A 10,890-nucleotide genomic window follows, 5' to 3' on the forward strand; every position below is an offset into this window, starting at 1 on the left:
GCAGGTTGGCATTATCACTTTCAAGCCAACACCATCAAGCATCGTCGCGTGCTCTCGATACCTCGTCTTGGTCGCGAGGTCAGAAACCATCGGCGATACCTGATTAAGCTAACCCAATATCAGTGGGCCATCAGGGAATATCAACGGCTAACGCATACGATGGGGCTCGGTCAATTATGAGGGGATCCGCCAGCGCCCCACTAGACGCTTGTGTAATAGCATTAACAAAAACCATTCTTACGGTTAAAAACCAGCCATTTATCAGCAATTTACCCTTGATTCTCTTTGACTAACCATTAGTATATGTAACCCAGCACACTCCATGGCTACACGTAGCAGTTACGTATAAGTAAGAGGTAAGATGATCAGTAAACTTTCAAACTACATCCGAGATGTTATCGATAACCCTTGGATTTTATTCACTGACATAATGAGAATCGTCGTCATATGTTGCGGGTTGGGGGTTGTGTGGTCGTTTTTCTCGATATTCTACGCATTGGGTGGCGGCACAGCGGCTGATCTTATCAGCCCGAATAGCTGGTAGTAACGAAGCACTATACATTTGCCCTGATAGCAGCTTCCAGAGGCGTTGCTGTCAGGGCAATGCCTCTTCGACGGTGYCCCTATTCCTCACAAATCCTATCCTCTTAAATATTTAATTAGTGCAAATATTAATCTCATTAACTGTAATTAGGTAGTAACAAACAGGGTTCTAATGACTTTATCTTCAATTGAGTTCAAAGCGATTACGCAATTGTGTTCGCTGGGTCAACATCTACGTTTTTATTCAGCTCTGGCTCTCACATTCTTATTTACAGGTTGTGCAAGCACACAACCTAGCCAGTCTAAATGGTATGAACATCTTCCTGAGAACTTTGCCGATAAAACCTTGGCGGAGCTGATCCCGGAACTGAATACAAGCGGAAAACAGCGCTTTGAAACCTGTAGAGAAATGAAAGAGCAGGTAGCAGGATACTGCTTTATGTATGCATACCAAACGACGGATACAGCCAACAATGATCAGGTTTTTCCTTATGAATACTCATTCTGGGATTACATGAGGGCGATCGATGCCGGGAAATACATTCCTATTATTCAAGGTTATGAGCGTGAGTACATTAATAAGAAGAGGCTTGATGACCTGATGTCGAAGGCCAAGCCACCAAGCTCAAACAAACGCGGTAATCCCAGCAATGAAGTGCCAAAACAAAGGGCCGAAGGGTTAATACCTAGGTCGAGTAAAGGCACATACCATGTTGAAGAAGGGGTGAAAACCGAAAGAGGTGGTGTGATAGAAGCGCAAAAATCTCAAGTTATCTTGGTTTTTCCGGGTGAGTAATGACAAATACAATGCCGCACTCAACCCTTAAGTCGATTACAGGAAAACTAAAAAATCACATTGCGACCAAGCAAACGCTATTTGTTCTAGCACTACTGGCTTATCTCGGTTTCGAATCGAGCTTCCATGCAATATTAACGTCAACGGTGATCGACCCTTCCTCAAACATGGGCGACATTCATCGAGTAGAAATCTACGGGCGTTTAATATCCGGATTTGGTTCAGGTTTGTTGTTTACAAAACTCCTTGTTTCTATTTTATCGAACAAATTGAGAAAGCCCATTAGTTGGAGTGGCCAAAGTGTTACTTTCCTATTGGTGTTTTCTACGGTCTATTTTGGCCAAAAGGCCGCTATCGAACGATTGCTAATTGAGCCGAGTTCCGCAGAAGTTCGAAGAGACGCCGTGCTGGTCAACACCGTAAAGAAAGGACTGTATAATCAAGATCTGGCGAGCAAGTCATTTTCGTTTAGTGAATCTGTGGATGAGCAAATTGAGCAGAAAGTGATGTTATCGCTGCTCTCTGCAGGATTCCTTTACAATCAAGACTTCAAACAAGGTGCGATGGATCAGCTTCAATYCATTTTATTATCGATTGCGAGCAACAGTTACAACGTTATTTTCTATTCAGACATCCTCCCAACGTTTTACCGTAGCAAGCAAGATATCGAGCAGGCCTTTAGCCAGTACGCAGAAGCACATAAAGAGCGAGATCGTAACCTAAGGCACTTTGTTATTGATGATAAGTGGCGCGAACTCTATGAACAAGCAAGTACTGAATATGTCAGAAAAGATGTTGAAGCTCAGGTAGAAAAGGCTGGGTATTCGCTGCGCAATCGCCGCGTGAAACGAGAGTACGAAGCAAATGTAGAGCGAAGCCTCGTAGAACTCAGACGCTATCTAACGACAAATGGTCGCAGTGCTTTGACTCGCGGTTCAGCTAAAAGATTCATTGAGCAAGCAAGAAATCGATATTCAGACCTTAACCGTAGCATGCAAAAAGAAATGGATCTTCCTAAAGGATCTTTTCAACTTTACCCAGCAGCTAAGGCGCATGCATGGCTAGAACACCTGACGATAATTGAGTTTGAAAAAACACTACGAAATCAGCTATCTGATGTTGGCATTAAATCAATGAAGCCAAACATTCGTCGTTTCTCAACCTTCGAAAGGCATGCCGACATACAAAAGAAAGCTAAAGCTGCGATGGGGGATTACTATGTCACTGGCTTTAGCTTCAATTGGGGCGATGCTGAACTTTATGCTGCGTTAAGAGACGCTTTTATTGAAACCGAAGTCGATCATATGAATGACAATATTAAGGGGCAGTTGTCCTCATTCGAAGACGGAGGAGAGCTTGAAACGATCGGAAAAAATGCACTTCGCGCCATTTTGATTCCGTGTATCGCACTCGTTTTGTCGGTTGTGCTTTCGGTGTTCTCAGTTGTGAAACTACTGTCTATGGTCCTAGTTCGTGGTCCAATTCAAGGTGGCGGAGAAGCGCCAATATCAAAAGGGATTAAGGCTGTTTACCGAGCCAAGTTAAACGGCTTCATGGTCCAAAGGGCATTTGCGCTTGAATCTAAATTTATTCTGAACACATTAATTTTGTTAGCTATTGTGCTTCTAGTCTTAAACGCGCCTCGTTTGTTGGGCTGGCATGCTGAGGTTCTGCCAATGGTGCCTGCAAATACATCTATTGCGATTAACTTCGTTAACGCAGTGTCGCCTTCAGTAGAAGTACTTCTTAATCTTCTTGATAATTATTTGTACTGGTTATTGGGATGGGCTGTATTGATACGTTTAACCGAGTTTGGATTCGCGCATAAGGCTTCTTCTTTCGACGGTTGGCCTTGGGCTAATCGAGACTTACTGTTACGAACGTCAATCAAGACAATATGGTTTGCCGCATTAATGTTTGTACCAATCTTCTATCTGCTCGGTCAACCGAGTGATACGCAGGCGGCAGTGATCGCTTATGGGACCTACAAGTGGCTGCTTAGCGTTCAGCCTGTGGTTTATTTACAGGGGCAGTTTTTAAATGACATTGCTCATTTACCACATCTTGTTGATTCAATCAGTGCGCCTCTAAAAGCATTCGACTCTTACTTTTGGCCAGAGTAGCCGTTGATTCTAATTTCAAGTGGCGGCCAAAAGATTTTCATCAAAGAACAAAGGGGCTTTCATCGTGTTCTACTCAAAACGTTTTACCATTTTTTCAGGAATCCCAATCGTTGGGGAAGTTTTCAACATGGCAAGGAAATCAATGACGCGAGGCAATATGTTGTCCGGCATTATTGGGCTAGTGCTTGTAGCGCTCACAACCTCCTATACAGCGATGAATCCATTCCTTGTCGAGGAACTGTTCAAGAGCCGCTTATCCAGAGGCTGGGACTACATAGATTTTTCAAACGCCAGCGCCTATGAGATTATTGCATGGCTTCCGGCTCAAGTTATTGGTGGAGTTAGCGTTTGGTTATTTTTGGCTGTGATAGGTGTTTGTATCCGATGTTACTCACCATACGTAAAGGCCATTCTTGATGGTTCCGCCGAACGTAACACGACTTACTATGCGGTATGCACAATTGTGGCGCTGCCTTTAGCCTTTATATTCTTAGCCCTGATGTCTTTTAGTATTAGATTTGACAAGGGTTTGGAAATGTTCTGTTTCCTGACAGCTTTATATGCGTTCTYTGTTGTGCCTTTTTACACAACGCTGGTTACAGTGCTCTTTGGAGTAATTGGTTTTGCGCGTTCTTCGTTGTCAAACTCTAAGACTTCGCTAGAAAAGCACATTGACCCCAAGATTACTTCGAACTTGGGGGGGAAAGTTCTACTAGGAATTTGTGCTCTGTTTTGGTTGGGTTGCGCGATTGAAGCTGTGAAGTTTGGTATTGATCCGAATAGGCAACAGCAAAWCATCATGACGGGATATAGCATAACTTGTTTGTGTGCGGTTGTGCTTTTCTATCTTCTGCATTTCACCAACCCGAAAAGACGCACGCGAACGGTAAAGGGGTTGTTTTTCACGTCGACAAAAGAAGTCACTGTCTTTGAAAAAATGTCAGCCGAAGAAATTGCGGCTGTGAAAGAACAGCTTAAGGTGTCGTTTTTTGTTTGTGGAGCAAATGTGGGCGCAATGACGTATGTGGCGTGGAAAATGATGGGGATTTCATTTGACAGTGCCATTGCCGCCATTTTGTCATTTGCTGTTGCAGCTATCGCAGTGCAAACCATTTGTGCGGTGATTGCCAATATTTCTTTTGAAGAAGTTCAAGAGGGCCGTTTTGGTATTGCGCGAGGTTTAAAGCCACTGATTTACATCGCACCGACTCTATTCGTGGTTTGGGGTACAATGAACTTCTAATAAAATACAAGTTCTTAAGAACTAAATAACCATTTAGATACAAAAATGGGTTTAATTATGATCTGATGTTCATTGCGAATGTGACCCATCCTAAATACGTTGACGGTTTTAAACAGCAGCCAGTGGGTACTGCCTACTGGCTTTTTTATGCATCTCATTTAGGGTTTTCATTCCTAGACTAAGGTGCGGCCTTAGTGTGTTGTAAATATCGACACTCTCCTTTACCAAGTCTGACAACTCCCCTCTGTTCTTGCATAGATAGAGCAAGAAATCTTGCTTGAGAATGCCATTGACTGTCAAACTCTTACTTAATACCGTGGATGATTTCACGCAAATAGGTCTTATGCGGTGAATTTAAAAATGGTCGCAACTTTGCCGCTTGTCTAGGCTTGCTTCCATACCAGTACTCTACGGGAGAATAGCCGCACATGCTCGGAATATCCAAGTACGGGAACAAAGAGCTTCGAGAGCTGTCATGTGGCGAGATGTATCAGCAGAAAAGTACTTTGGCTCTTGGCTGCTCGAACTAAAACAGCGAAAACCATTTAATGTAGCGCTTGTATCTTTGGCAAAAAAGCTCGCTAGGATAGCTTGGTAATTTATAGTATCCCACAAGGCCTTTGAAATAAGAACCTAGTCTAGATTTGCAAATGATATTTAAAGATGACAAAACGGTTAAACCGCCAAATTGAAGACCTTATGGACATAACAGCATCCACAGTGCTTTCACGCTTTTTAGGACAATCTGGCGCAGGTCCCATCGTAGAGCTGAGCCTGATGAACGGCCTCTATCAGACTCTGAATACATTGGCGCAAATCAGCTCCGTTATTTTTGAGTTATCAGCGTTCAAATTGGGGCGTATCATACATTATATTCAAAAGTTTCCATCTGCGACACCTTGATAAGTGGTGCCGCATTACTGTTCAGACTGAGGAAAGTTCGCCGATAGGTAGATTTCGACCGACAAACCAAAGCGGCCACTTTAACGCTTCTGAAGGCGGTAACGGCTAGCTCAGGTCGAATTACACCATCCACATCGTCAGATCGGGTATGAGTCACTGCAAACTATTGCATCAACCAACCTATTAGTCTCTATAATTAGGGATTGCTAACATAACCTGCTTAGCTATTATCTCGACGATTTCATCAGCCTGTTTCTTCTTACTTGCCATAATAGAATCCCAATCTGAGGGGTTAAGAGGCTCACTAACTTCCCCCTCTATCACGTCTTCCAACGCCATCGCATCTTTACAGTGCTCTGTAAGTTTGACAACCCATTGGTATCGGCTTGAGTTTTTTTTGATATCTTGATTAGTTAAGAACGCAGCTTTGATGCACAAGTTGATAACTAAATCGTCTATCGTTGTTTGTCGGCATTCTTCAAGCTTTACAGCCAGTGCTATTGGAGAATTATGATTCATAGTTTTTCTTCAAGTGTAATAACATAAATCATCAACTACAAATGAAGGGTAGTTAAGAAGGGAATCCCCTTCTTACCAGTGGACAACGAAGGAACGAAGTGAGTTGTCCTATCTGGAACCAACCATCGGGTATACAGGTTAGATGCTAGTTGTTTGAAATCATTGAGTTTAGTTTCTAAGCTTATAGAAAACACATCAATATGCTTAAAAACTGGACTGTAACGACACAACCCGTGCGCCTCGCTAGCGACGGCGTGTTAATCAGAGAACGTGATTATTTAGACCCGAAGCACGTAAATCACAAACACACCGAGGCTCTCATTTCCCTATTCGGTTGCACCGAAACTTCAAATCGAATTGCAATTTCTGGTGAGCAATTTCGACTTAACCAACAGCTCTACAATCGTCGTGGAGGACGACCTCTAGCGACCTATGCGATGGAATATTGCCTCACACTACCAAAAGGCTACCGACCTACTAAAAGTCAGTGGCAATCCATTGTAAAAGAATGCGCATTGGCTTTAGCAAAACTGTGTCGACTCAACAAATCTGAATTTTCCCAATACAGACAACAAATTCGAGCAGTATTGCATCAGCAGGAGCAACAAGGAAACAAAGGTAGTGGCGACCATGTGCATTTAATGATAGGTAAAGTTGTTGGTAATCGTGTCCTCACTGAGCTACAACAGAAAAAAGCTACAAAAGTCATTAAACAAACATTCAACAGTGCAGTGCTGCAACATGTCGGCATCGACTACCGGAGCTATGAGCCAATTGAAAAAGAGAGAGGACGCAGGCTATCAACTTGGCAATACCAGCACCAAAAAGCCACTGAAGCCCTAAAAATTGAAAAACTCATCAAGCAGATGCAAACCCAGTTTGAAAAGTGGTTAAACGCAAAAGAAGAGCGAAATGAGCGACAAATTCGACGCCAACAAAACAGGCTATTAAAAGGCTATGAGCAACTGAAGCGGCGCTCACTCAGTGCGTCGCAGTTGGAAAAGATTAACGTCCTTACAAGTCAGATTAAATGATTAGCTCAGTATAGATATCGGTTCAACTCCCTAATGAGGAACTGAACTGGCATCCATACTTTTGAACCTGCGCTTACATATTGATACTAGCTTCATATGGTACTAAAATGCGGTACTAAAGGGTTATTCTCAAAAAACACAAACACCCTAAATTATTGAAGTTACTGATTTTTAAGGGACTTGAAGGCGACTCCCGCCAGCTCCACCAATTTTATATTCAAAGACGTCCACGGACGTCTTTTTTATTGCCTAAAATAAATAAAAATCAATAACTTATCATTCATTAAGGTCCATAGAGGTCCACCAGCCGCTTTGATTTTTAGGTACACTAAGGTGTACATGGACGATGTAGAAAGACGTAGAGGGAACCGATTACAGGACACACTCCTCTCGTTGGTTTTGCACGTCTCTGTCGTCACAATGTACACGACGTRTTAGCTCGGGGCCCCCGACCTTACTTTTGATAAATACTTCAATATTTGAGTATTTTGTCCCCTACAGACCGTGACTATTCTTCCTAATCCTCTCAACCTCTCTTCTTAAAAAGAAATATATTAATAGCATTAAAGGGAACCCAATAACGAGGCCCTTATAATGAAAAGAAACTATCCATTCGCATTAGCAATCAGCCTGTTTATCTATTCAGCCACAGCACATGCAGAGGCTATTCTCCATGCTTTTAATTGGCCGTATCAGCTTGTAGAAGCAAGAGCGGAGCATATTGCTGAAGCTGGCTACAAGAAGGTGTTAGTGGCGCCAGCCATGAAGTCGTCTGGCACAGAGTGGTGGGCACGCTATCAACCTCAAGATCTGCGTGTTATCGACTCTCCTCTCGGGAATAAACAAGACTTTCAAGCCATGATCACTGCTCTCGACCAGCATGGTGTGGCTGTTTATGCCGATGTGGTGCTCAACCATATGGCGAATGAAAGCGGATTACGTGACGATCTTAATTACCCCAGCGCACAGGTCTTAGAACACTACGCGCAAAACCAAGAAGCGTTCGAGCAGCAAACACTGTTTGGACAGCTCTCGCAGCATTTGTTTTCCAGCACGGACTTTCATCCAGAAGGCTGTATCACTCAGTGGCATGACCCAGGCCATGTGCAATATTGGCGTTTGTGCGGTGGAGAAGGAGATGCAGGCTTACCCGATTTAGACCCGAATCAGTGGGTGGTTGAGCAACAGCGTACGTATCTATCAGCGCTAAAAGCGATGGGCGTGAAGGGGTTTCGGGTCGATGCGGTCAAACACATGAGCATGTATCACATCAATCAGGTCTTTACTGATGCGATTCGTGAAGGCATGCATATTTTTGGCGAGGTGATCACCAGTGGTGGAGCCGGCGATCAAAGCTATGAGGCGTTTCTTTTGCCTTATTTACAACAAACCACCCATAGCGCTTATGACTTTCCTTTATTTTCACAAATGCGTCGCGCGTTTTCGTTCCAAGGTAGCCTCACTCAGTTGCATCATCCTGAAAGTGTTGGTCAGGCGCTGGATAAACACCGTGCGATCACCTTTACCATTACCCACGACATACCGACTAACGATGGCTTTCGCTACCAAATCATGAACCCCACTGATGAAGCGCTCGCCTATGCCTATATTCTTGGCAAAGATGGAGGGAGTCCTCTGATCTATAGTGATGAGCTTTCTGTAGGCGAAGACAAAGATAACGGCCGGTGGCAAGGCGTATGGAAGCAGCCTGCAATGAAGGCCATGCTCCGCTTTCATAATGCAATGCACGGCAAGCCAATGACGGTGATTGGCAGCACCCAATGTCTGCTGTTATTTACGCGCGACCAAGCCGGTATTGTGGCGATCAATAAGTGTGATGAGCCTCAATCTTATACCATGGATACACGCGAATACCCACTTAACTGGTATCGCCCTTATTATGATGTGTTAAGTGATGCGACCACTACCATCTCATCGGATTTTCACACTATCACCATTCCTGCTCGCTCGGCGCAGATGTATATGCATTAATCTATGTCGCCGCCGTCTTGCTATGCCAAGCGGCGGATTGACAGTCAGTGAAATCCGCCGCACTCTATCTTAAAAAGTGGACAAGCTGGGTGTCATGATGACTGTGAATTTTGAGCAAAAAATCCGTCCAGATCGGCCTTTTAGAACGCACACGAACGGCGATTTAATGAAGCAGTTTGAAAGCGATCGTGGACGGATTATTAACTCTGCCGCCGTACGCCGTTTGCAACAAAAAACCCAAGTTTTCCCTCTTGAACGCAATGCCGCCGTGCGCAGCCGTCTCACCCACTCTTTAGAGGTCCAGCAAGTCGGGCGCTATATCAGTCAACTGATTGCCGACAAACTGTCTGCCTCGCAACTCGCTCCCCCGCTCGACCGCTGCTTGGAGACCTTGGTTGAGATGGCTTGCCTCATGCACGACATAGGTAACCCACCGTTTGGACACTTTGGCGAACAAGCACTCAGTGATTGGCTCAGTGAGCAGGTCCCGTCTATCTACCGCCAACATTTTAATGACGAACTGCCTGAGGAGGTACAACGCGATCTCTGTCATTTTGAAGGCAACGCACAAGGCATACGGCTGATCCATACCTTACAACAGCTGAACCTCACCTATTCGCAAGTCTCCGGCATTCTTAAATACACTCGGTGTGGTAGTGAGCCGAAACCTGCAGATGACGACACGCGCGCTTACCTGAAAAAGAAGGTCGGCTATTTTCTCAGTGAACAAGCGTACATCGGCGATTTGCAAGAAACGCTCGCCATCTCGCCCGGCTGTCGAGCCCCAGTCAGTTACATCATGGAAGCGGCCGACGATATTTCTTATGGCATTGCCGATTTAGAAGACGCCGTTGAAAAAGGTGTACTGACTCTCGCGGATTTGAAAGCGGCCCTAAAGGCAACCTTTGTACAACTTACCCAAGCCAGTGAGGAGCATGACGCCAACACCATGGCAACCATGTTAGAGAATGCGGAAAAACGCAGCCACGGCAGTGACAGTCAGTTTTTTGTCTTCTTGCGTGTGGAGGTCAATAAACGCTTGCCTCGCCATGCCGCCCAACGCTTTATCGACCATTTACCCGCTGTCATTGATGGCACCTTTAATCACGCGCTAATTGAAGATAACAGCGTCAATCATTTACTTGTACAAACCTTTAAAAACGTCGCTAAAGCGCATGCCTTTTGTCACCCAGAAGTGGAACGCCGCGAGCTACAAGGTTATCGCGTCATCCATGGTTTGATGAGCATCTATCGTCCACTCCTCACCTTGCCCAGTGAGGTGTTTACGGCTTTAGTCAACGGCGAACCGGTCAAGCCACATGCGTCGATATACACCCAGCGGCTATTTAAAAAACTGCCTGAAAAACATAAAAAAGCCTATCGTGACGCGGTGCAAAAACAGGCCCTGGCGGAGCAGATCCCTTCTGCCACTGCGCGTGAGTTCTATTTTCGTACTCGCCTGCTAATTGACTATATCAGCGGTATGACGGACCAATACGCATTCGACGAATACCGCGCCTTTCATGTAATTGAAGAGGGATAAAAAAACCGCTCCGTGGTTAGGAGCGGTTTTTTGCGGCATGGCCATTAATTAGCCAAAGCGCTTTTGCCACTTATCAATCACCGTGGCACCAATCAAATCGCCTTGCACATTGACCGCGGTACGGAAGGTGTCGAGTGGGCGCTCAATGATCAGCAAAATAGCAATGGCTTCCAGTGGAATACCCGCTGCCAGCA

The 10,890-nt window shown here is 44.7% G+C and carries 8 protein-coding genes and 3 pseudogenes; 8 read left to right on the plus strand and 3 right to left on the minus strand.

Annotation, left to right across the window (positions count from 1 at the left end):
• From BZG83_RS16925 to BZG83_RS14385, 4 genes and pseudogenes are all read left to right on the plus strand, one after another.
• A pseudogene (locus BZG83_RS16925) lies at window positions 1-180 on the plus strand (IS4 family transposase); the annotation flags it as partial.
• 535 nt (window positions 181-715) lie between these two features.
• A complete protein-coding gene (locus tag BZG83_RS14375; RefSeq protein WP_077481540.1) occupies window positions 716-1,339 on the plus strand; it encodes a hypothetical protein in 624 nt (207 codons plus the stop codon).
• Complete coding sequence (locus tag BZG83_RS14380; RefSeq protein WP_131825095.1) at window positions 1,339-3,462, plus strand: hypothetical protein; 2,124 nt, start codon at window positions 1,339-1,341, stop codon at window positions 3,460-3,462. Before BZG83_RS14375 ends, BZG83_RS14380 begins: the two co-directional genes overlap by 1 nt.
• Before the next feature lie 64 nt (window positions 3,463-3,526).
• Entirely contained in the window at window positions 3,527-4,705 is a 1,179-nt protein-coding gene (locus BZG83_RS14385) for a hypothetical protein (RefSeq protein ID WP_131825096.1), read from the plus strand.
• 108 nt (window positions 4,706-4,813) lie between these two features.
• Here BZG83_RS14385 and BZG83_RS17040 read toward each other — a convergent pair.
• Window positions 4,814-4,999, minus strand: a pseudogene (locus BZG83_RS17040) (IS3 family transposase); the annotation flags it as partial.
• Between the two features lie 56 nt (window positions 5,000-5,055).
• Here BZG83_RS17040 and BZG83_RS16910 point away from each other — a divergent pair.
• A pseudogene (locus BZG83_RS16910) lies at window positions 5,056-5,303 on the plus strand (transposase); the annotation flags it as partial.
• A gap of 488 nt (window positions 5,304-5,791) precedes the next feature.
• On the opposite strand, the gene BZG83_RS14405 reads toward BZG83_RS16910, so the two are convergent.
• On the minus strand, window positions 5,792-6,127 hold the full coding sequence (locus tag BZG83_RS14405; protein WP_077481548.1) for a hypothetical protein: 336 nt from the start codon (window positions 6,125-6,127) through the stop codon (window positions 5,792-5,794).
• Between the two features lie 200 nt (window positions 6,128-6,327).
• Between BZG83_RS14405 and BZG83_RS14410 the strand changes: the two genes are divergently transcribed.
• The 3 genes from BZG83_RS14410 (at window position 6,328) to dgt (ending at window position 10,696) form a co-directional block, all read left to right on the plus strand.
• Entirely contained in the window at window positions 6,328-7,161 is an 834-nt protein-coding gene (locus BZG83_RS14410; RefSeq protein WP_077481550.1) for a hypothetical protein, read from the plus strand.
• Between the two features lie 594 nt (window positions 7,162-7,755).
• Window positions 7,756-9,153, plus strand: coding sequence for an alpha-amylase family protein (locus BZG83_RS14415; RefSeq protein WP_077481552.1), 1,398 nt, complete (start codon window positions 7,756-7,758; stop codon window positions 9,151-9,153).
• A 97-nt stretch (window positions 9,154-9,250) separates the two neighbouring features.
• A complete protein-coding gene (gene dgt / locus BZG83_RS14420; RefSeq protein WP_077481556.1) occupies window positions 9,251-10,696 on the plus strand; it encodes a dGTPase in 1,446 nt (481 codons plus the stop codon).
• 48 nt (window positions 10,697-10,744) lie between these two features.
• Here dgt and BZG83_RS14425 read toward each other — a convergent pair.
• Window positions 10,745-10,890, minus strand: a 146-nt coding sequence (locus tag BZG83_RS14425; RefSeq protein WP_131825097.1) for a cation:dicarboxylate symporter family transporter, incomplete at its 5' end; no start/stop codon positions are given.

The sequence above is a fragment of the Salinivibrio sp. PR919 genome (assembly GCF_001995355.1).
In the GTDB taxonomy this organism is placed as follows: Bacteria; Pseudomonadota; Gammaproteobacteria; order Enterobacterales; family Vibrionaceae; genus Salinivibrio; species Salinivibrio proteolyticus.

Coding starts and splice junctions, on each gene's coding strand:
- BZG83_RS14410 (WP_077481550.1), top strand. CDS start 6,328: ATGCTTAAAAACTGGACTGTAACGACACAACCCGTGCGCCTCGCTAGC.
- BZG83_RS14415 (WP_077481552.1), top strand. CDS start 7,756: ATGAAAAGAAACTATCCATTCGCATTAGCAATCAGCCTGTTTATCTAT.
- BZG83_RS14405 (WP_077481548.1), bottom strand. CDS start 6,127: ATGAATCATAATTCTCCAATAGCACTGGCTGTAAAGCTTGAAGAATGC.
- BZG83_RS14375 (WP_077481540.1), top strand. CDS start 716: ATGACTTTATCTTCAATTGAGTTCAAAGCGATTACGCAATTGTGTTCG.
- dgt (WP_077481556.1), top strand. CDS start 9,251: ATGACTGTGAATTTTGAGCAAAAAATCCGTCCAGATCGGCCTTTTAGA.